The 22232-nt window shown below is 60.1% G+C and carries 14 protein-coding genes; 8 read left to right on the top strand and 6 right to left on the bottom strand.

Annotated elements, in window-relative coordinates; translation table 11 throughout:
• Nucleotides 1–434: 434 nt before the first annotated feature.
• Together hrpA and NZK35_RS14175 are read left to right on the top strand one after the other, a co-directional pair.
• Nucleotides 435–4610 carry an ATP-dependent RNA helicase HrpA gene (gene hrpA / locus NZK35_RS14180; RefSeq protein WP_259633189.1) on the top strand — a complete coding sequence of 1392 codons (4176 nt, stop codon included), beginning with the start codon at nucleotides 435–437 and terminating at the stop codon, nucleotides 4608–4610.
• A gap of 484 nt (nucleotides 4611–5094) precedes the next feature.
• Entirely contained in the window at nucleotides 5095–5304 is a 210-nt protein-coding gene (locus NZK35_RS14175; protein WP_259633188.1) for a hypothetical protein, read from the top strand.
• A 244-nt stretch (nucleotides 5305–5548) separates the two neighbouring features.
• On the opposite strand, the gene NZK35_RS14170 is transcribed toward NZK35_RS14175, so the two are convergent.
• From NZK35_RS14170 to NZK35_RS14145, 6 genes are all read right to left on the bottom strand, one after another.
• A complete protein-coding gene (locus tag NZK35_RS14170; protein ID WP_259633187.1) occupies nucleotides 5549–6781 on the bottom strand; it encodes a M16 family metallopeptidase in 1233 nt (410 codons plus the stop codon).
• A 119-nt stretch (nucleotides 6782–6900) separates the two neighbouring features.
• A complete protein-coding gene (locus NZK35_RS14165) occupies nucleotides 6901–8166 on the bottom strand; it encodes a M16 family metallopeptidase (RefSeq protein WP_259633186.1) in 1266 nt (421 codons plus the stop codon).
• 406 nt (nucleotides 8167–8572) lie between these two features.
• Nucleotides 8573–9982 carry a tRNA (N6-isopentenyl adenosine(37)-C2)-methylthiotransferase MiaB gene (miaB, locus tag NZK35_RS14160; protein ID WP_259633185.1) on the bottom strand — a complete coding sequence of 470 codons (1410 nt, stop codon included), beginning with the start codon at nucleotides 9980–9982 and terminating at the stop codon, nucleotides 8573–8575.
• A 3-nt stretch (nucleotides 9983–9985) separates the two neighbouring features.
• Nucleotides 9986–11428: a dihydrolipoyl dehydrogenase gene (gene lpdA, locus NZK35_RS14155; RefSeq protein ID WP_259633184.1), complete on the bottom strand. Its 1443-nt coding sequence runs from the start codon at nucleotides 11426–11428 to the stop codon at nucleotides 9986–9988.
• A 179-nt stretch (nucleotides 11429–11607) separates the two neighbouring features.
• Nucleotides 11608–12216 carry a 30S ribosomal protein S4 gene (gene rpsD, locus NZK35_RS14150; protein ID WP_259633183.1) on the bottom strand — a complete coding sequence of 203 codons (609 nt, stop codon included), beginning with the start codon at nucleotides 12214–12216 and terminating at the stop codon, nucleotides 11608–11610.
• Nucleotides 12217–12443: 227 nt separating this feature from the next.
• A complete protein-coding gene (locus tag NZK35_RS14145) occupies nucleotides 12444–13556 on the bottom strand; it encodes a 3-oxoacyl-ACP synthase III (RefSeq protein WP_259633182.1) in 1113 nt (370 codons plus the stop codon).
• A gap of 1024 nt (nucleotides 13557–14580) precedes the next feature.
• Here NZK35_RS14145 and NZK35_RS14140 point away from each other — a divergent pair.
• From NZK35_RS14140 to NZK35_RS14115, 6 genes are all read left to right on the top strand, one after another.
• Nucleotides 14581–15354 (top strand): gamma-glutamyl-gamma-aminobutyrate hydrolase family protein, encoded by a 774-nt coding sequence (locus tag NZK35_RS14140; RefSeq protein ID WP_259633181.1) that lies wholly within the window; start codon nucleotides 14581–14583, stop codon nucleotides 15352–15354.
• Between the two features lie 592 nt (nucleotides 15355–15946).
• The gene (locus tag NZK35_RS14135; RefSeq protein ID WP_259633180.1) at nucleotides 15947–16648 is read left to right on the top strand and encodes a GntR family transcriptional regulator; all 702 of its coding nucleotides are present in this window, start codon (nucleotides 15947–15949) and stop codon (nucleotides 16646–16648) included.
• Complete coding sequence (locus NZK35_RS14130; protein WP_259633179.1) at nucleotides 16645–17598, top strand: dihydrodipicolinate synthase family protein; 954 nt, start codon at nucleotides 16645–16647, stop codon at nucleotides 17596–17598. Before NZK35_RS14135 ends, NZK35_RS14130 begins: the two co-directional genes overlap by 4 nt.
• Before the next feature lie 80 nt (nucleotides 17599–17678).
• Nucleotides 17679–19124, top strand: coding sequence for a sulfatase (locus NZK35_RS14125; RefSeq protein WP_259633178.1), 1446 nt, complete (start codon nucleotides 17679–17681; stop codon nucleotides 19122–19124).
• The gene (locus tag NZK35_RS14120; protein ID WP_259633177.1) at nucleotides 19124–20719 is read left to right on the top strand and encodes a sodium:solute symporter; all 1596 of its coding nucleotides are present in this window, start codon (nucleotides 19124–19126) and stop codon (nucleotides 20717–20719) included. The genes NZK35_RS14125 and NZK35_RS14120 overlap by 1 nt, the downstream gene beginning before the upstream one ends.
• Nucleotides 20716–22185 (top strand): sulfatase, encoded by a 1470-nt coding sequence (locus NZK35_RS14115; protein WP_259633176.1) that lies wholly within the window; start codon nucleotides 20716–20718, stop codon nucleotides 22183–22185. Before NZK35_RS14120 ends, NZK35_RS14115 begins: the two co-directional genes overlap by 4 nt.
• Nucleotides 22186–22232 lie beyond the last annotated feature (47 nt).

The following is a 22232-nucleotide window of genomic DNA, read 5'->3' as shown; positions in this document are numbered from 1 at the left end:
CAACCCGCCTAGGAATCACCCTGGTCTGCGATGCGGCGAAGGTGCTTGGTGCCCTCCACCGGCCCGCGTCGCCGGAGGGGCGTTTGAACCGAGCGGTTGTCGTCCAACACCCATTCGGACATCGCAGCAATGCCTCAAAAAACCTCGGTCCTGAGTGATTAGCCATTAAAATCCGCGAAGAACCCCCAGAGGGAGAGAATCTAAATCGGTTGCCAAATCCTGCAGTAAAAGAAGCGACGTCCCGCAGGGAGGGTCGATCGCAGCGAGGATGACGTCCAACCCGGAACCGGCGTCTGCGCGAACCGGCGGGTGTCCTGCCAGTGTCGCTGGGGCTTGTTCGTTTGCCTGCCCCGCCCACTGTCAGGCCGGCGATAATTTCGTACCGTGTGGTCTTCCACCTGACTTCTTCGCCGCGTTTTCTGTTCCCCTGCTCCATGAATTTCAAACCTTCCAGCCCTCGATTGGAGCCTCAGCCCGAGCCCGACGAGGCGACCTCGGCATCGTCGGGTGGTGACGAGGGCGACGTTGCCCGACCGGAAGCGTCCGCGAAAGCCCCCGCGTCTGAATCCCCGACCCAGCTCGACGCCGCCGACATTCCCCACGACCAACTGGTGATCGAGTACGCGATGCGGGCCGACCAGTTTCGGCTCCGCCGCCAACAAAAGCGTCTTTCCAACGAAGAATTTGAATCGCGTTTGGCCAAATCGATCGCCCGACGCCGACAACGCGAATCGTACACACCGCGGCTGGACTACCCGGCCGAATTGCCGATCACCGGCTACAAGGATCAGATCATCGAACTGATTCATTCGCGTCAAGTGATCGTGGTGTGTGGCGAAACCGGCAGCGGCAAAAGCACCCAATTGCCCAAGTTCTGTTTGGAAGCCGGTCGCGGTCGCGCCGCGATGATCGGTCACACCCAACCGCGACGGCTGGCCGCCCGCAGCATCGCCACGCGGTTGTGCGAGGAGATGCAATGTCCACTCGGACAGCAGGTCGGTTACCAAGTTCGCTTCGGCGACCAGACCGGTCCCGAAACGATGATCAAACTGATGACCGACGGCATTCTGCTGGCGGAAACCGGTTCGGATCGATTCCTGGATCAATACGACACGATCATCATCGACGAAGCTCACGAACGCTCGCTGAACATCGATTTCTTGCTCGCGTACCTGCGGGGGCTGCAACAAAAACGCGCGGATCTGAAAATCATCATCACCTCGGCAACGATCGACGCCGAACGGTTCGCCGAACATTTTGGTGACGAACAAGGGCCGGCACCGATTTTGACCATCGAAGGCCGCGGTTATCCCGTCGAGATGCGGTATCTTCCTTGGGAAGACGTCGCCGACGAGAACCGTTCGTATGACCTGGCGCACCATGTGATCGCTGGGATCAAAGATCTGTCGCGCGGTCACAGCGGCGGCGGTGACACGCTGATCTTTCTGCCCACCGAACGTGACATCCGTTTGGTGTCGCATCGCGTGGCCGGTCACTACAAACGTCTGGGACTGGAGGGACGTGTCGAGATCTTGCCGTTGTACGCGCGGTTGCCGCAAAAAGATCAACAGCGGATCTTTCATCCCAGCGGCCAGAAACAACGGTTGATCTTTGCGACCAACGTCGCGGAAAGCTCGCTGACCGTGCCCGGCATTCGCTCGGTGATCGACACGGGCACCGCACGCATCAGCCGCTACAGCCCACGCAGCAAACTGCAACGATTGCCGATCGAACCGGTCAGCCGTGCGAGTGCGGATCAACGCGCCGGTCGCTGCGGCCGCGTCGGTCCCGGCGTCTGCGTGCGTCTGTATTCACCCATGGACTTTGAGTCCCGTGATGCCTTCACGACACCCGAGATACGTCGGACCAACTTGGCTTCGGTCGTGCTGCAAAGCAAGATGCTGGGATTCGGATCGCTGGACTCGTTGCCGCTGTTGGATGTGCCGCGACCGGAATCGATCCGCGAAGGCGTGCAGACGTTGCTGGAACTCGGTGCGATCGACGAACAGCAAGAATTGACGGTGATCGGAAAGTCACTCGGCCGCATGCCGGTCGATCCGCGGATTGGACGCATCATCCTCGCTGCGGATGAACTGGGTGTGCTGCCGGAAATCTTGCCGATCGCGGCGGCGATGGAAATCCCCGATCCCCGACAACGTCCGCAAGACCAGCAGCAGGCGGCCGACCAGGCGCACGCGGAATTCCGCGATGCCGAAAGCGATTTCCTTTCGTTCCTCAGGCTGTGGCGGTACTACGAACAGGCCCGCGCCGATTGCTCACGGGCCAAGCTCACACGACAACTGCGTCGGCGTTTCCTGTCACCGACACGCATGCGGGAATGGGCCGATACCTACCGGCAACTCCGCGAAATCGCCTCCGACCTGAACCGCTCGCGGGTCGCGGCCACGTCGTCCCCGCGACGGCGAATCGGTGCGATTGAGTTCGCCGACGATCAAACCAAACACACGATCGACAAAGAACGCTATGCAGCGGTCCACCAGGCGCTGCTGAGCGGTTTCCTGTCCGGCGTCGCCATGGCCGGCGAAAAAAACGTCTACCTGGGTCCACGCAATTTAAAGCTGTTCCTGTGGCCGGGCAGCGGCGTGTTCGATTCCAAACCGAAGTGGATCGTCGCCGCCGAACTGGTTGAAACCAGCAAACAATATGCCCGCACCGTAGCGAAGATTCAGCCGCAATGGGTCGAAGCCGTCGCTGCCCACCTGCTCAAGTCGTCGTACAGCGATCCACACTGGAGTCAGAAGTCCGGCGGTGCGTTTTGTTACCAACGTCAATCCTTGTTCGGACTGCCGATCGTCGTCCGCCGCCGCGTGCCGCTGCCTCCGGTCGATCCGGCCACGGCACGCGACCTGCTGATCCAGCACGGGCTGGTCGAACAGCAATTGCAAACCAATGCCAGATTTGTGCGACACAACCGATCACTCCGAGAATCGTTCGAAGTGCTGGCGGCCAAGACGCGACGACGCGACATGGTCGTCGATGACTTTGTTGTCGCGCAGTTCTACCAACAACGCTTACCGGCCGAGGTTTGTGACAAGGGACGTCTGGAGAAACTGGCCAAAACGATGCCGGTGCCCGATTGGGCCCGCCGGCTCACCGATTCGTCGGCGCTGTCGGCCTGGTTGCATGACCGGCCGGACGTGCCAGACGACGAGACCACGTTGTTCATGATGCCGTCCGATTTGATCGACATCACGACGGATGAAATCTCCGGTGACGCGTTTCCCGACCAGCTGACCGTCGGTAAAACCGAACTGCCGCTGCAGTATCGGTACGAACCCGGCGCCGAAGATGATGGTGTCAGCTTGCGGATCCACCAAGCGGCGGTCTCGCAAATCAGCGACGATCGACTCGGTTGGCTCGTCCCGGGCCTGCTGCCGGGCAAGATCATCGCGATGATCAAATCGCTGCCCAAGCGGATTCGTCGCAACCTGGTTCCGGCGGCCGACGTCGCCCAGCAACTCTACGAAGAACTGTTGCCCCAATACGGCCAAGTCCCCTTCATGCCCGCGCTGTGCAGTGCGATGTCACGCCATGCGGAAATGACGATCAGCGAATCTGATTTTCAAGACGAAAAACTGGACGATCATCTGCGGTTCCTGATCTCGGTCGTCGATGACGAGGGCAAGCTGATCGCGCAAGGTCGATCGGTCGATCCGCTGGCCAGGCAATTCGGAGGCAGTGGTGGCGAAGCATCCAACGACGCCGGCGGCCCGGTGGATGCCGATTTGCCGAGCGAGCCGATGCGTTCCTTCGATCTGGATCATTTGCCGGTCGATGTCACGCGGCAGCGCGGCGGGGTGCGGGTCGCGCAGTATCCAGCACTCGTCGACCAGGGGGATCATGTCACCATCGGATTGTTCCCCGACCAAGCCACCGCCGATTCCATCATGCGGCAAGGCCTGACCCGACTGTACGCGATCAGCGAACGCGCAGAACTGAGACGCCAAGTCCGTTGGTTGCCGGAATTGAACGAAACCAAAATCCGACTCGCCGGCGCGGTTCCAGCGGCCCAGTTCGAACCGTCGTTGATCGACCTGCTGGCACGGATCGCGTTTGTGGAAAACCAAGACCTGGTGCGGAGCCGCGAGGCATTCGAAGCGCGCAGGATCGATCGCGTGGAACGCATTTCCGTCGCCGTTCAAGAAGTCGCCAAATGGCTGACCCCGTTCGGCCAGTCGTACTTGAACATGCGGAGCGAAATCGAATCGCTTTCCAACTCGCGGTTCTCCGCCGCCGGCAAGGACGTGCAGCAACAGCTCCGCTGGCTGGTTCATCCTGACTTCTTCTCTGTCACACCCTGGCGGTGGCTTCAGCACTACCCACGCTATCTGTCGGCGATCACCTATCGGCTGGACAAACTGCGTAGCGGTGCCGGATCACGCGATCAATCCGGTGCGGAAACCATCGGGGAGCTCTGGCAGCAATGGATCGCACGTTTTGCCGATTCGGAACAGCATCCCAAAGCCCGCTCCGCGGACGAATTTCGCTGGATGATCGAAGAATTGCGAGTCAGCCTGTTTGCCCAGCCGCTAGGCACCTCGATCAAAATTTCCGCCAAACGCTGCGAAAAATGGCTGGCGAAACAGTGACCGTGACCCCTACCGCTTCATTGACCCTGGTAATCCGAGTGCTAAATCGGCCAAAAAAATATTTAAAGTCGCAACGGGCTCCTTTATCAGACGATAACGGAGTATTCTATGGCAGTGCGGTCTCTTTGAGCAATCGGAGGCGTCCGCTGCATGAAGAAGTGGCAGTTTTGAAACAAACCGTCGCCAGAACGACACACCCCTGGTTGCATCGGAATCGGTTCGAGATTGCCAAAAATAAATTTTCGAGTTGTTTTGCGAGTGAAAAGAGGATGAATTCCACGGTCAGTCCCCAAGAAGGGCGCGGCAACGCCGAAAAAAGGCATGCGGCTTGCTGCGACTGAAACAACATTCCCCAAAGAACCTTTGTTATTACGATGAACCCCGAGCTTGGTGGGCGCGTCTAACTGGCAGAGACGAGGTGGGACTGAGATTCAGTTTCCAGATTTGATCACATCATAACCACCCCCAACCGGAGGGTTTCGATATGTCGACATCCAGCGACAAACAAACGCCAAGTTTGAAGAGCGAATCGGCCAAGCAGGTGATCACGACCAATTGGGATCAGTTCACCGCGCTGGTCGAAGGCGTCTCGCGGGCGGAGTTTGCCACGTGGCTCGACGAAGAGCTGATCCAACTGGAAAAGGATCTGGATCGGTTCGTGACCAGCAACTCCCGGTACAGCGGTCGTCGGTAGGCGTTGATGATCGATGCGCCCGCGCGTCTTGGCGGGCCCATCGCGCAATGGCATGCGCGACTCGTTTTTTAGCGGCAGGGCGCAAGCGGGCTGTCGTTTTTGTGAGCCGCGACGCGTCAGCGGCCGGGCATTCCGACGCTGCCCGAGGCCTTACGGCCAGTGGCTCACCATTGACTCAACCGATCCCGATGAAGTCGACAGACCGCTCGCGCCCTTCCGCTCACGAAGGCTTCGCAACATTGCCTCACAAGGCCAAGATTTCCGTCGGTTCTTCGGACAAATAGGTTTTGGCGACCTCGGCGATCGCGGCCTGATCGACCGACCGAATGTTGGTCAGGGATTGATCCAGGTCGACGTATTCGTTGTGGATCAACCAGCGGCTGCCGATGCTAAACAATCGATTGCTCGGTCGTTCGCTCTGCATGATGTAGCCGGCCGCCGTCTTGTTGACCGCTTGCTCGAGCTCTTCTTTGGTGACGCCTTTCTCGACGACGCTGTGGATGATTTCGCGCATGAAGCGTTGGTTGCTTTCCAAATCGTCGGGCACGCAAACCAGGTAATTGAACCAGGCGCCGCAATCACTGAATTCCTGTGGCCAGCACGTCGCCACTTCGGCACGCCCGGTGTCGATCAAATCCCAGAAGAACCGGCTGCCGCCTTCGTCGCCCAGGATGGTTGCCAGCAACCGCGCCGCATGCCGCTGGCTGCTGCCTGAGGAGGGGCCGTTGCCGATCTGGATGCAGTAGGCCTGCACCGCATCGGGTGTCACGACTCGATGGGACAACTCGATTCCTTCGGGGATCGAATCGGCGTCATCGGCGGGGAGCGTTTCCGCGGCCACTCGGTCCGCCCACGATGCCGTGCGTTTATCGATCTCACCGACCAGAGCGTCAAAGTCGACGTTGCCGGAGGCGGCCAGCACGATGTTCTCGGGGCGATAGCGTTGCTTGAAATAGTCACGCATCCGTTCGGCCGTCATCGCTTCGATCGATTCGCTGGTGCCGAGCACCCGTCGTCCCAGCCCACGCGGCGAAAAGTAGATTTCCATCGCGCGTTCGAATCCACCGAAGGGAGGCTGATCTTCGTACTTGGCGATCTCTTCCAAGATGACGTTGCGTTCGGTCTCGAATTCGTCTCCATCGAGAATCGGCGACATCATGTCGGTCAACAAGTCGACGATTCGGTCCTGGAACTTGGGCAGCACGGTCGCGTAGTACACCGTTTGTTCTTCGGACGTGTAGGCGTTGGATTGGCCGCCGAGTTCGTCGAGTTCGCGGTTGACGTCTTCGGCACTCCGCCGCTGCGTCCCCTTGAACATCATGTGTTCAAGAAAGTGGCTGAGCCCGGATTGTGGGTCGAGTTCGTTTCGCGATCCGGCCTGGACGAAGTACCCCAAGGACATCGAGTAATTTCGCGGATCCGTTTCGGCAACGATGCGCAGTCCGTTGGCGAGGGTGGCTTGCTGGAACTTGGGCATTTGAAATTCAGACGAGGGGTGTCGTTCGGTGGTGTTTGGGGGCGGACCGGCCTTCGGTCGCGGGCCGACGGGCGATCGGCCTTTCAACCCGACGCGCAAAGCGAAAGCGTCGCAGCGGGTTAAACGTTGAGCTTCTCGGGTCCGAGGGTGACGATCCGATAGTCCGACGGCGGGTGTTTTTCCCAATAACCCTTCACGTCATCGAGCGTCAACGCTTCGATGATCTCACTCAGTTCGGCCGTCGGCATCGCCCTGCCGATCTGATAGAAATCGCTGGCCAGGGAACTGGCCCGCGAAGCACTGGATTCCTGTTCCATGATCAGCCCGCTTTCGATGCGAACCTTCCAACGGTCCAACTCGCTTTGCTCCAAGTCGCTGGGCAGATTCCGGATCTCTCCCAGCGTGACATCCAACGTTTCTTGGGCGCGGGCGGGCGTGGTTCCGGCGTAGCCGAACACACCGCCGGCATTGATCAGCGAATGGCAACTCGCCGAGACGGTGTAACACAGCCCGCGTTTTTCGCGGACGCGATCGAACAGCCGGCTGCTCATTCCGTCGCTCAGGATGCCGATGCCCGCACGCATGGCGAAATAGTCCGGGTGACCGTAAGGGATGCTCGGGAACGCGAACGCGATGTGGGTTTGGCTGCTGGCCGCTTGGATGTGTTCATACACCGGTGCGCCGCTGGGCAACGGGGCGTCGTCAACGTCCTCCGTTCGCCAGTCTCCGAATGCTTCCTGGGCGAGCTGCACCACCGTGTCGGCTTCGACGCGCCCCGCAACGGTCAGGATCGCACCACCGGCGTGATAGGTGGCTTGATAAAACTGTCGAATGTCATCGCTATTGATCGCGGCCAACGACTCCATCGTTCCTTGGTTGCCGCGTCCCAGTCGAGAGCCATAGTGCAGCTCGCGGACACGCTTCATCACCCGCTGTGTCGGCTCGTCTTCGATCGCACGCAGCTCCTGGATCATCATCATCCGGGCATCTTCGATTTGATCCGCCGGCAGATGCGGCCGCCGCACGATGTCCGCGTACAGGTTCAACGCTTCACCGAACGATTCGGCCGGCATCGCGGCACCAAACGATGACGTCGCTGTCGAAACACCGCTGTTGCGATCCATGCCCAGATTGTCCTGCATCGCGACCAGGTCACGGCTGCTGAAGCTGCCGGCCCCGCGCTGGACCATCTCGCAGACCATCGACGCCAGACCGGCTCGGTTCTCCGGCTCGGTCTGAATGCCGCTGCGGAGCGAGAGGGTGAAGGCCGCGGTTCGTAGCCAAGGCATCGGTTGAACCAGGACCGTCATTCCGCACGGCAGCGGATGCGTCGTGATCTCGCTCTGGGAGGATGGGTCCGCCGAGGATTGGGTAGAAGTGGACATAGGTATGTTTTGTAGGGGAGAGTGCCCGGATTGTCACGAATGCGGGCGGCGAAGCACAGGGGGCAACGGCGAGCAGCACGACGCCCGGGGACCCTGCGGGAAAACCGTCATCGATCGTGTCCCGGTTGCCCCGGCCGGTGGGTCGCAAGGGTGATTTCTCACCCTCACCTTCCGTTTTTTGTTAGCGGCAGGGCGCGAGCCCCTTTGGTTTTTCAAAGTGTTTTCAGGCTGAAACCGGACGGTTTGCGGGCTGTCGGTTTTGTGAGCCGTGACGCGTAAGCGGCCGGGCAATCGGGCGCCCGCCCGAGGCCTTACGGCCAGCGGCTCACCATCAACTCAGCAGATCTCGATTAAATCGACCGGACGGCTGGCGCCGCTCACTGCACTGTGCCGCACGAGCTACCCGCTACATCCCGATCGAGACGACGTCGACGGTTTTGACTCGGCCGATCAAGGTGTGGCTGCTGACGTCGTCGACATGGATGTCCAGCAACTGTCCCGCCTGGCGACGATTGCCGTCGAACACGACGATGCGATCACAGGGGGTCCGCCCGGTCATTTGAACGACGGGGCTGTCTGCATCGGCGTCGGCGGCTTTCTTGCTGGGGCCTTCGACCAACACCTGAACCTCGCGGCCGATCATTGTGGCGTTTTCTTCTTTCGCGATCCGGTTCTGGACCTCCAGCAAGCGATGGTTCCGCTCGGCTTTGACCTCCCGCGGCACGTCGTCTTCCAATCGTTCGGCGGCTTTGGTGCCGGGCCGGACGCTGTATTGGAAGATGAAGCTGTTCTTGAAGCGGCAACGTTCGACCAGCGCGACGGATTTTTCAAAGTCCTCGTCCGTCTCGCCGCAGAACCCGACGATGAAGTCGCTGCTGACGGCGGCCTCGGGCAAGATCCGCTCGATCCGCTCGAACATCTCCATGTAGTCGGCGATCGTGTAGCCGCGTTTCATGCGTTTGAGCACGTCGTCGCTGCCGCTCTGGGCGGGCACGTGCAAATACGGCGAGACCTTCGGCAAGTCGCGGACGGCCACCAGCAACCGTTCGGTCATGTCTTTGGGGTAATTGGTGACGAACTTGATCCGCTCGATCCCATCGACATCGTGCAGCATTTCCAACAGCGACGTCATGTCCGTCGTTTCGCCATCGGCGGAATACTGGTAGCTGTTGACGGTTTGACCGAGCAACGTGATTTCGCGGCATCCCTGTTCGGCCAGCACCTGCGCCTCGGAGACGATTTGCCGGGGCGGACGACCTTGCTCGGGACCGCGCGTGTTGGGGACGACACAGTAGGTGCAAAACTTATCGCAACCGATCTGGATCCGCAGGTACGCCTGGAACGGGGTCGGCCGCATCGTGGGGTCACGGAGCGGGTCGAACGTCTCGTGGCTCCGCGCGACGACGGCTTGTTTGTCGTCCTTGCGGCCCAGCGAGATCGCCATCTGGCGGCCTTCGCCGTTTCGCAGTTTGGTCAGCAGATCTGGGATCGTGTGCAGTTGCCCCGGGCCGACGACCATGTCGACGTACGGCGCACGTTTGAAAATGATCTCCTGATCCTTCTGGGCCATGCAGCCCATCACGCCGATCAATTTGTCCGGATGATCCTTCTTGGATTCACGGATCTTGCCCAACGCGCTGTAGACCTTTTCCTCGGCATGCTCGCGGACGCTGCAGGTGTTGTACAGCACGCAGTCCGCTTCTTCGTGCGAGTCCACGACGGTGTAGCCGTGACGTTTCAAGTCAGCGATGACCATTTCGCTGTCCAGCACGTTCATCTGGCAGCCGACGGTTTTGATGTAGACGCGTTGTGTCATGGATCAACCCACTGACGCAGGTTTTCGTTTGGGTTTGAAAATTTCGGTGGCGGTGCCGAAGTGCACTTCACCGGCATTCATCAACGTTTCACTGAGCGTCGGGTGCGGGTGCACGCTTTCGGTCACGTCATGGACTTCGCATCCCATCTCGATCGCCAAGACGGCTTCGGCGATCAATTCACCGGCCCCCGATCCGACGATCCCACAACCGATCACGCGTCCGGAGTCCGGATCGACGAGCCACTTGGTCAACCCTTCGGTGATCCCCAGAGCCTGAGCCCGTCCGCTCGCCGCCCAGGGATAGACCTCCACCGCGACCTTCACGCCGTCTCGCTTGGCTTCGGTTTCGGTGATGCCCGCCCAAGCGATCTCGGGATCGGTGAACACCACCGCCGGGATTGCTTTCTTGTCAAAGCTGGCGGCTTTACCGGCCAGGACTTCGGCGGCCACCCGGCCTTCGTGCGTCGCTTTGTGGGCGAGCATCGGATCCCCGGCGACGTCACCGATGGCCAGGATGTGTGGATCGGCCGTGCGTTGCCGGTCGTCGCATTCGACGAAGCCCCGCTCGTTGACGACGACGGAGGTGTTTTCCAGTCCCAGGCCGCGGGTGACCGGACGCCGACCGATGCTGATCAGCACACGATCAAATTGCTCGTGCCCGAAATGGGCCGGCCCTTCAAACGTCACTTCGATCTTGTCGCCGACTTCGGTCAACGAGCCGACCTTGGTGTTCGTCAGCACGCGGCCTTCGCAAAGTTTGTCAATGCGTTTGGCGAGCGGTTTGACCAGATCACGGTCCGCTCCAGGCAACAAGCCCTCGGCCAATTCGACGACCGTGACCTTGGAACCCAGATGGGCGTACACGCTGCCCATTTCCAGTCCGATGTATCCGCCGCCGACGACCAGCATCGATTCGGGGATATCCGCGAGCGCCAGTGCACCGGTACTGTCCATCACGCGGTCGCTGCCGATGTTGAACGCCGGCGGCATCGCGGGGACGCTGCCGGTGGCCAGGATGCAGTGGTCGAACGTCAGTTGTCCGCCGACGGGGATCGATTCGTGGTCGCCTTCCAATTGCAACGTGGTCGAGTTGACAAAGCTGCCGCGGGCTTGGATCACGGTGACGTTGCGACGCTTGGCCAGATTGCCGAGTCCGCCGGTCAGGTTGGAAATCACCTGGTCCTTGCGGGCCCGCACCTTGTCGATGTCGATCGTCGGTTTGCCGGGGTATTCCACGCCCCAATTGGCTCTCAAGTCGTCCACTTCGTGGATCACTTTGGCGACGTGCAACAGCGCCTTGCTGGGGATACATCCGCGCAACAAGCAGGTCCCGCCGAGCCGGGGTTCCGCTTCGACAATGGTGACGTCCAATCCTTCATCGGCGGCCAAAAACGCGGCCGCATAACCACCGGGACCACCGCCCAAGACAACAACGGGACAATGCATTTTTCTCTATTCGATTGGCGAGGAAGACTGTTGGTTTGGGAGACCACCGTCGGAGCAAAAAAGAACGGACGCCGAGGCGTCCGCGACGGAAGCTGAATTGTACTGTCAAACCGCAACTTGGCGTATGCTTCCAGCCTGCGAAACCCCGTGAAGGCAAGCTGGACGCCACACCGATTCGATTAACGAGACAGGAATTCGACGACGGAGTTCGCGTCGACCGGCAAGCTGATGTCGCTCGCACCGGGCATCCCCAGCATCGTCGCCTTCAAGCTCTCGCTGTCAAACGCGACCCAGTCCAGTGCATCGGGGGCCGCGTTGGCGATCACACCCCGGTACAGGTTCTTCAGGTTCTCGCGGTTGCGGACTTCGACAATGTCGCCCGGACGCAGGATGTAGCTGGGCTTGTCGACCTTCACGCCGTTGACCAGAAAGTGGCCGTGCGCGACGCCTTGACGGGCCTGGGGACGGGTCTTGGTAAATCCGACTCGGCGAACCACGTTGTCCAGCCGACGCTCGCACATCAGCAACAACAGCTCACCGGTGTTGCCCGACTTGCGACCGACGGCGTCAAAGTAGCGACGCAGCTGGCGTTCGCCCAACCCGTAATAGTGCTTGATCTTTTGCTTTTCTTGCAATGCCGCACCGTAGTTACTCGGGCGACGGCCGCGGACATGCATCCCGGGCGGCGTGTTGCGACGGTCGAGCGCACGAGCGGCACCCGCGGTTTCATAAATCAGGGTGCCGAGTCGACGGTTGACGCGTGCTTTAGGGCCGGTGTAACGAGCCATAGACGGTGATTCTCCTGGGTGTCCGCAATCAGCCCCACTGACGGATCGGCAAAAAACCAAGCCGCGGGTGGACCGCTACAGATCAATAAAGGGGGGCGGGCTGCGGGACGAACGGTTTATCCAAACCGATCGAAACGCTGCCGGCGCGATCCGCTGTTTTCACCCGGAGAGACGATTCTCCGAGGGCGGTCGCGCGTCGGTTTTGGGAAGCGGCAGAGTGTCGCCGCTCAGCTCGGGATTTTCAAGGCCAACGGGACATTTTGAATCGCTTTGATGTTTCCCGCGATCGCAGTGCTTCCCCAGCGGGCCGCCAGCATCACGCTGTTGATCCCCGACCCGATCCCCAACATCGCTACCCGGTCCCCCCCGGTTAGGTCGCCTTGCTCGGCCGCCGACGCGACCGTCAGGGGCAGCGCAACCGAGCCCGTGTTGCCGAGTTGGGGGAATGAAACGCTGTCCCGCTCGGTGGAAAGCCCCATCGATTCCAGCATCGCCACCCGATGACGCGTCCCGACCTGGTGGCAAACCGTTCGCTCGATCGAACTGCGGTCCCAGCCGCTTTCGGCCAACAGTTTTTCAAAGGCCGCAGCCCCTGTGGCGATCCCCTCGGCCATCAGCTTCTCCGAATCCGTCTCCATCAGCGGCTGCATCGCCGCGCCGGCCGAGTCGCTGTCGCTGACGCACAGATCGTGAAATCGGGTGCGGGCCTCGGCGATGCCGACTTCGATCGAGGTCGCCTCGGGCGCCAAACGCTCGTGGGTCAGCAGCCAGGCACAACTGCCCGATCCGATCGTCAGCGACGCAAACGCGCCCTTGATGTCCTTGCGCCGCAGCGACGTGTCCCCGTTGAGGGCCTGGATCGTCGATTCGAGCAGCATCCGGCTGTTTTCGGTGCCCACCACCATCCCGGCGTCGATCGCGCCGCTCTGGATCATCATCGCGATCTGAATCGCGCCGTTGATCAGGCCCAGGCAGGCATTGGAAACGTCATAGACCCAGCAATCCGAGGACAGCCCGATCCCGTGGTGCACCCGCGATGCCGTCGCCGGCTCCAGAAAATCACGACACACGCTGGCGTGAATCAGGCAGCCGATCGATTCGACGCCCACCCCGGCAGCCTGGACGGCCAGCTTCCCCGCTTCGATGCTGGGCCCACTGGGGACAGTCCCCGCCGGCCAGACGCGGCGCCGGGCGATTCCCGACATCAGCTCCAATCGGCCTTCGGGCAACTTCAGACGCTGGTAGAGCGGTTGCAGACGCTGTTCGATCTGATCGCTCGACCAAACCTCGTCGGGGACCAACGCACCGATGGCCGCCAGTCGAACGTTTTCAAATTTCACGGACGCGTTTCCTTGTCGGTTGAATTTTTGTCGGTTGAATTTTCAGGACTGATTCTCTGCCTGATTCTCTGACGCTCTGTTTCAGCTGAGTTGCGGTAGTCTACCCCGGCAGCATTCTCAGGGAGAGGCGTCGCGGAGGCCGTCGGTGGCCTGGCGATGGAATCCAGATCACACGTGGGATTAGCCGTATCGCGCTAGCGTACGGGCCACAGCCCGATACCGCTAAATCGAGATTTAGCGCCGCGCGGACGCTGCCGTTCTCCTTTGACACCAAACGCAGTGATGCTTGTGAGCGGCAGGGTTCTGCGCTTGTCAAAACCTTGTCGATTGAGCGGTATTGGGCGCGAGCCGTCCGGCTTCAGCTTGGAAACACCGTGAAAGACCGGAGGGCTCGCGCCCTACCGCTAACAAAAAACACCCCGGTTGGTGTCAAAGTATGTGGCATTGGGCGCGACGCTACGGGCCAAACCCGAGGAAACGATGTTCAAGGTAGCATTCCGGTCGCGTTCCGGGTTGATTCCGGGTTGATGCCGGTAGCCATCGGCATCCAAACGCCGCATTGATAGCAAAAAAGCGTATTGCTAGCACTGTCTGTCGTGCTAGCACACGCCAGTTTGCACAAGATGTAGAGATTGTTTGGAACCGATGAAAATTGCCGCTACTTTTCGCACCGCTCGGAGAGACTTGCGTAACGTCGCCGGTCTCTGACCCAGAGCCGACACCGCCGGGGCGGTCCTGATTAAGGACGATCACTATGGATTCCAAGATGGATTCTTATCGCTCTTCTATTCATCGAGTTCAGCGGGCTCACCCCGACTCGGCAGTTCGGTTTGGCAATCCCGGTTCACTCGCAACCGCTTTGCTGCTGCGTTTTCCTGCTTCCCGTCACCTCCGACCGACGCATGGTTTGCGTCGAGCCGAAGTGGTGGGGCGTTCTTCCAGGTAACCGTGCACCCCTTTTTTGACGCAGCACGCGGCTGCGTTGTCATTCTTGGATTTTGCGACTTTTATGAGGAAACGTCGGATGTCAAACGAAGCTCTGGTTAGCAAGCCGATCATTGGTATCAACTGTGATTTCAAAGCTGCTGATCGCAGTAAACCCGGGTTCGCCTATCTGGCGGCGGGCTACTTTCAGTCGATCCTTTCGGCCGGTGGCATTCCGGTCGTCGTGCCTCCGATGGACGACCCTGAATCGATCGCCCGGGTACTGGATCACGTTGAAGGCTTCATGATGATCGGTGGCGGAGACTTGGATCCGCGCAACGACGGCTTCATGTTGCATTCGAGCGTTCGCCCGATGGATCCGGTGCGTGAAACCAGCGACCGTCACTTGGTCGCAGAAATCGCCGAGCGTCGCATCCCGTTGCTGGCGATCGGAGCCGGCATGCAACTGTTGAACATTCAACAGGGCGGCAACCTGTTCCTGCACATCAAAGAAGACTTGCCGGCGGCGGTTCCGCACCTGGACCCCCATGACCCCAATCACCGACACACCCTGGAAGTCGAAAGCGATTCGCTGGTCGGCCGCGTCTTCGGCGACGGTGAGATTCGTGTCAGCAGCCGTCACCACATGGCGATCGACGAGGTCGCACCGGGCTTCCGCGTGACCGCCCGCTGCCCCGATGGTGTGATCGAAGCCATCGAAAGTGAAATGATGGATTGGTTCGTGGTCGGAACCCAGTTCCACCCCGAATGTGCCGCCGCCTCGGCGCTGGACGTCCGCATCTTCGAAGAGTTCATCGAAGGCATCTGCGCGGCCAAAGAGCAGGAAGCCGAGAAACTCCGTCTGGTTGCCTGACGCCAGACGATTCTAGTATCCCGGAGGGATGCCAGCGGGTAGCCGGAGGTCAGCGTCGCGCCACCTCCGGGGAAGTCGCCGCGGCATTCCCATCAACTCCTTTAAGTTTTAGCGGCAGGGCGCGAGCCCTCCGGTCCTTCATCTTTTCCAAGACGCCGGAGGGCTCGCGGGCTGTCGATTTAGTCGGGATCTGCTGACTCCATGGTGAGCCGTTGGCCGTAAGGCCTCGGTCGGGCGCCGGAATGCCCGGCCGCTCACGCGTCACGGCTCACTAAATCGACTGCGGTGCTAGCGGCACCATGGTGAGCCGTTGGCCGTAAGGCCTCGGGCGGGCGCCGGAATGCCCGGCCGCTCACGCGTCACGGCTCACTAAATCGACTGCGGTGCTAGCGGCACAATGGTGAGCCGTTGGCCGTGAGGCCTCGGTCGGGCGCCGGAATGCCCGGCCGCTCACGCGTCACGGCTCACTAAATCGACAACCCGCTCGCGGCCTGCCGCTAAACGATGCTTCAGCGGGTTGTCTCGCCGGTCGCTTGCGTGCCGCTGCGGTTCTGGTAAAGTCTATAGACCTCTACAAATCAGAGTGTCTCCCGTGACTTCCACCCACGCCCAACTGGCCTACCGGAACCTCCGCTCGCGGCTGATCGCCGGTGAGTTCGCTCCGGGCAGCCGGATTCGCTATGGACCGATCGGACAGGAACTCGGGATCAGCGCCACGCCGGTCCGCGAGGCGATGGGATTGTTGGCCAACGAAGGATTCGTCGAACTGGTCCCGCAGCTCGGGGCGGTCGTTCGCACGATCAGTCCCGACGAGTTGGTCGAACTGTACGAAATGCGTGAAGCCATCGAGCCGTACGCGGCGGCCAAGGCGGCCGAACGCGCCAGTGAGGCTCAGATCGCCGCGATCGAGCGGGCGCTGGGGCGGATGCGGACGATCGCCGCCAAGGTCGCAAAAACGAACAACCGACAAGCGGGCAAACGCGACACGGCTGATTTTGAACGCGCTGACCTCGGATTCCATATGTTGATCATCGACGCGACCGGCAACCAAACGATGGTTCGATCGAGCGAAAGTTCCAACGCACTGGTCCGTGTCTTCGCCGCCGATCGGCACGCCTACGACGCCGCGATCATGGAGTCCACGTGCGACGATCATGCGGCGATCTTTGACGGGATCCGATCCAGGGACCCCGAGCGCGCCCGCGATGCGATGCAGCGTCACATCGCAGCGGGGCTTCAGTTGACGCTGCAGGAAATTGAATCCAGGGAAACCAATCGATGGGAAGTGTCGTGACAGATCATGCAAGTGGACAAGCGGTTCCGGGCTCCAGCCGCATTTCGCTTCAGGGGATCGTGCCACCATTGGTCACGCCGCTGGCGGCCCGAGACGAGTTGGACCGCGCCGGGTTGCAGCGTTTGTTGGACCACGTGATCGACGGCGGCGTGGCCGCGGTGTTCATTCTGGGGACCACCGGGGAGGCACCGAGTTTAAGTTACCGGTTGCGACGCGAGATGATCGCCGAATCGGTTCGCCTCGTCGGCGGGCGCGTGCCGGTGCTGGTCGGAGTGACCGACACCGCCTACATGGAAACCGTCACCCTGGCGGAGTATGCCGCCCAATGCGGTGCCGATGCCGCAGTGCTGACGACCCCTTATTACTTTCCCGCCGGACAGACTGAACTGACGCGCTATGTGCAGAGTATCGCGCCGGATATTCCGCTGCCGTTGATGCTCTACAACATGCCGGGGCTGACGAAGGTTTGGTTTGAAATCGACACGCTGAAACGACTGTCCGAAATCCCCTCGATCATCGGCGTCAAGGACAGCAGCGGGGACCTGGAGTATTTCGGGAAACTGTGTCAATTGAAATCGATTCGCACGGATTGGCAGGTCTTGATCGGCCCGGAAGCCCTGTTGCCCCAGGCGATCGCGTTGGGAGGCGATGGCGGTGTCAACGGTGGCGCCAATGTCATGCCCAGCGTCTTTGTCGATTGCTACCAGGCGCTCATCGCCGGTGACACCGAAGCGACCGATGCCGCCTTGGCAACGATCTTGAAATTCCAAGAGATCTATGAGGTCGGCAAGTATGCTTCACGGCACATCAAGGCGACCAAATCCGCACTCTCGTTGATCGGCATTTGCGAAGACCTGCCCGCCGATCCTTTCAACCGGTTCCTCGACCCACAACGCGAACAAGTCGCGGAAGTGCTGAGAGAGATCGGGGTGTTGGAGAAGTCGGAATGATGGGGGCAAAACGATGGTAAATCTGAAATCTGAGAACTGAAATCTGAGAACTGAGAACTGAGAACTGAAAAACTTCCCCCATGATTCGAACGATATTCATCTTATGGTTGACGTTGGCGATCACGTCAGATGCTTTTGCAGACGATCGTCCCAACGTGCTGTTCATTGCGGCGGATGACTTGCGCTGTGATTTGGGTTGCTATGGTCACCCGTTGGTCAAGACGCCGCATCTGGATCGTTTGGCCGCGCGGGGCACTCGATTCGATCGAGCGTATTGCGCTCAAGCACTCTGCAATCCCTCGCGCAGCAGTTTGCTCACCGGTCGGCGGCCGAACACCCTGGCCCAGTACAACTTGACCAAGCATTTTCGCGACGCGATTCCCGACGTCGTGACGCTGCCGCAGTATTTCAAACAGAACGGCTATTTCGCCCAGGACATCGGCAAGATCTTTCACAATTGGGCCACGGACATTCAGGGCGATCCGGAATCGTGGAGCGTGCCGGCGGTGATGCATTTTGATTCGCACCGACACGATGTGCCTCAAGTTGAAGGGCAGCTTCCGCGCGATTTCGCCGAAGCGATTCGGTGCGAATGCCGTGACGTGCCCGATGACGCCTATTTCGATGGCCGGATCACCACGCTGGCACTCGCTGCGCTGCGGGAGCGCGCGGCGTCGCAACAGCCGTTCTTTCTGGCGGTCGGATTTTGGAAGCCCCATTTGCCGTTCAACGCGCCCAAGAAGTATTGGGACCTGTACGATCGCGACGAGATCACCGGGCCCGATTGTCCACAATGGCCGGTCGGGACGCCGCGGATCGCTTGGCACAATAGTCAGGAACTGTTGGGCAAAAGCAAACCGGCGACGTTGAGTAAGGACGACGAGCAAGAGCTGCGTCACGGTTACCTTGCCGCGATCAGCTACATGGACGCACAAGTCGGTCGGCTGCTCAGTGAATTGGATCAATTGGGTTTGACCGAGCAAACACTGGTCGTGTTCTGGTCCGACCACGGGTTCCAGCTTGGCGATCACACGCTGTGGTGCAAGACGTCCAATTTTGAACTCGACGCCCGCGTGCCCCTGATCATCGCGCCGCCGAAAGCTGTGGCGGTGAAACAGACCGATGCGATCGTGGAATTGCTGGATCTCTACCCGACGATCGCCGACCTCTGCGGTTTGGACGAGCCGAGTGGAATCGAAGGAGTCAGTCTTCGGCCGTTGATCGATGGTGACGCCGTGCAGGTCAAGCAGGCCGCACTGACTCAACATCCCCGTCCGTCCTACTACGGCAATTCGATGAAAGCGATGGGCCACAGCATCCGGACTCCGCGATTTCGATACACCGAGTGGCATTCCAGCGAAGACGGATCGCCGGCCGGTGGCGAACTGGTCGGAGTGGAGTTGTATGATCACGACGTGGATCCATCCGAATCGGTCAACCGTGCCGACGACGGCGACTACCAGAAACATCGTTCGGAGTTGCGAGCGGTGTTGAATTCAATGGCGGGGGAGCCGAAAGGACAGTGATGATCGCAGCGACATTTTTCACGGGCATCGACTGGCTCGTGCTCATCGTCTACTTCGTCGGCATTCTGGCGATCGGCTTGGTGTTTTGGCGGCGCAACAAATCGGCCGACGACTTCACCGCGGGCGGGCGGTCGTTGCCGGGATGGCTGTGCGGCATGTCGATCTTTGCGACCTATCTGAGCAGCATCAGCTACCTGGCGTTGCCGGGCAAGGCGTTTGTGGACAATTGGAATGCGTTTGCCTTTTCACTCGCCCTGCCTCCGGCCGCCTGGATTGCGGTGCGGTACTTTTTGCCGATGTACCGGGCGTCTGGCGAAGTCAGCGCGTATTCCTTGTTGGAACACCGGTTCGGGTTGTGGGCCCGTTTGTTTGCCAGTGCGTTTTACCTGTTGTTTCAGGTCGCCCGCATCGGCGTCGTGATGTACTTGATGGCCTTGCCGATGGCGATCCTGTTCGGCTGGGACATCCGCACGCTGATCTTGGTGACCGGCGTGATCGTGACGGCGTATTCCTTCATCGGCGGCATCACGGCGGTCATCTGGGCCGATGCGATCCAGGCCTTCGTGTTGCTCGGTGGTGCCTTGCTGGCGCTGGCGATCCTGTTGATGGGAATGCCCGAAGGTCCGGGGCAGGTGTTTGACGTCGCAGCGGCCGAAGGCAAGTTTTCGCTGGGCAGCCGATCGTTGACGGAGTGGGACACTCCGACCTTGTGGATTGTGTTGGCCTACGGGTTGTTCGAAAACCTTAAAAACTTTGGCATCGACCAGAGTTACGTCCAACGTTACATCGCCTCCAGCAGCGATCGGGAAGCCGCAAAAAGCATCTGGTTGGGGGCGCTGTTGTACGTTCCCGTCAGCGCGTTATTCCTGTTCATCGGAACGGCGTTGTACGCCCACTATCAAAATCATCCTAAAGACATGGACGCGGTGCGAAACATCGTGGCCAGTCAAAAGCTGATGCAAGCCGGTGTCGATCCGGAATCCGCCGATTATCAAGATCGATTGCAAACCACGGCAGACGGGTTGTCGCAAACCGACTTGGGCGATCGCGTTTTTCCCCATTTTATCGCGGCGAATTTGCCTGTGGGAGCGCGCGGGTTACTGATCGCGGCCGTGTTCGCCGCGGCGATGAGCACCGTGTCGACCGGACTCAACTCTTCGGCAACGTTGGTGATGAGCGACTTTTACAAGCGGCTGTTGCGGCCCGATTCCAGCGATCAGGCCAGCATGCTCGTGTTGCGATCGGCGACGTTGGTCTGGGGGACCCTCGGGACGATCGTGGCGTTGATTCTGGTGCGTTTGACCAATAGCGTTTTGGATATCTGGTGGACGCTATCGGGAGTGCTCGGCGCGGCGATCATCGGACTGTTTTTGCTGGGAACCACCTCGCCGAGACTGCGGGAACGCCCGGCGATTCTGATTCTCACCGCCGGCGTCGTCTTGATCGCTTGGATGACGTTCTCCAAAACCTTCTACTGGCCGGTGGCGCTCGAGTCGATCGCCAGTCCGTTCCATCCGTTCCTGGTGATCGTCTTCGGTCCCGCGGTGATGATGATGCTTGGTTTCCTGGTTTCACGAGGGAGAGCGGTGCAATGATGCAACGACGATGGGAGAAGCCGGGGCAACTGCTGCTGGTTCTGATGCTGTTGGTAACGGGATCGACGCGTTGCTTTGCCGAGGCGGCGGATCGGCCCAACATTCTGTTCATTCTGGCTGACGATTTGGCCTGGGCAGACTTGGGATGCTACGGGCATCCCTGGCATCAAACCCCCAATCTTGATCGATTGGCCAGCCAAGGCATACGGCTCAATCACGGCTACGCGTCGGCGCCGATCTGCAGCGCATCGCGAGCGAGTTTGCTAACGGGCAAGACGACGGCTCGACTGGGGTTTGAATTTGTCACCAAGGACCAACCGGGGTTTCAGAAGATCGAGGGGAAGACGATGCTGCAAGCACCGCCGTTGACCTTGAATCTGCCGCTGGAGGAAACCTCGATCGCCGAGCATTTGAGCGGACTCGGTTACGAAACCGCGTTCTTCGGAAAATGGCACCTCAATCAGCATCACGGCGGTTACCTCGGCTGGAGCCCGACACACGGTCCGGCGGCGCAGGGATTCGAGATTGCCGTCGAGGACTTTGGTGCGCACCCGTATTCATGGAAGCGGTCTCCCGTGGGGAGCATCGAGCGAGAAGGTGAGTACGCATCCGATTCGATGATCGACCAAGTTTGCGACTACCTGGTCGAGAAACGGGACCGACCGTTTTTCGCAATGGCATCGTCGTTTTATGTGCACACACCCGTCAAAACGCCTTGTAAGTGGCTGGTCGACCGATTCGATCGAGTCATCCCGCAAGGTCTCCCCAATCGTGACCGACGCGTCATCTACGCCGCGTTCCTGCAGACACTGGACCATCACGTCGGTCAAATGCTCGATGCCCTGGACGCTTCGGGGCAAGCCGATCAAACCTTGGTGGTGTTCATGTCGGATAACGGTGGTCATCCCGAATACGTGTCCAACGCACCGTTGCGGGGCTCGAAATGGAACCTCTACGAGGGCGGAATCCGTGTGCCGATGATCGCCAGGTGGCCGGGCAACATCGATGCGGGGAGCGAGTCGGATGTGCCGGTGGTTGGCTATGACTTGTTGCCGACGTTCGTCGACGTCGCTGGCGGCACGGTGGACCACGTCGACGGTGCATCGATTCGGGGCGTATTCAAAGGGGAATCACAGCGGGCCGATCGCAGTCTGGTCTGGCACTTTCCTTACTACCATCCCGAACGCGGGTACAAGGATGCGAAACAGTCGATCGGAATCGACGATTTCTGTGTCAGTCAAACCCGGCCCCAATCCGCACTCCGCCGCGATCAATACAAACTGCTGTGGTTCGCCGAAGACGATCGCGTCGAGCTCTACGATTTAAAATCCGACCCCGGCGAACAACACGATCTTTCCCAATCGTCTGTGGAGCTAGCCGAAACGTTGCGCCGCGAGTTGCAAAGGAAACTGAAATCCATGAAGGCGCGGATGGCGACACGGCGCGGAAGAAAAGTGGCAGAATGATACGGGGCAGAATCATGGCCATGCCCGATCACACTGTCATCCATCAT

The organism is Stieleria sedimenti (genome assembly GCF_025060895.1).
GTDB lineage: Bacteria > Planctomycetota > Planctomycetia > Pirellulales > Pirellulaceae > Stieleria > Stieleria sedimenti.
This window is presented reverse-complemented; position numbering and strand designations above follow the sequence as displayed.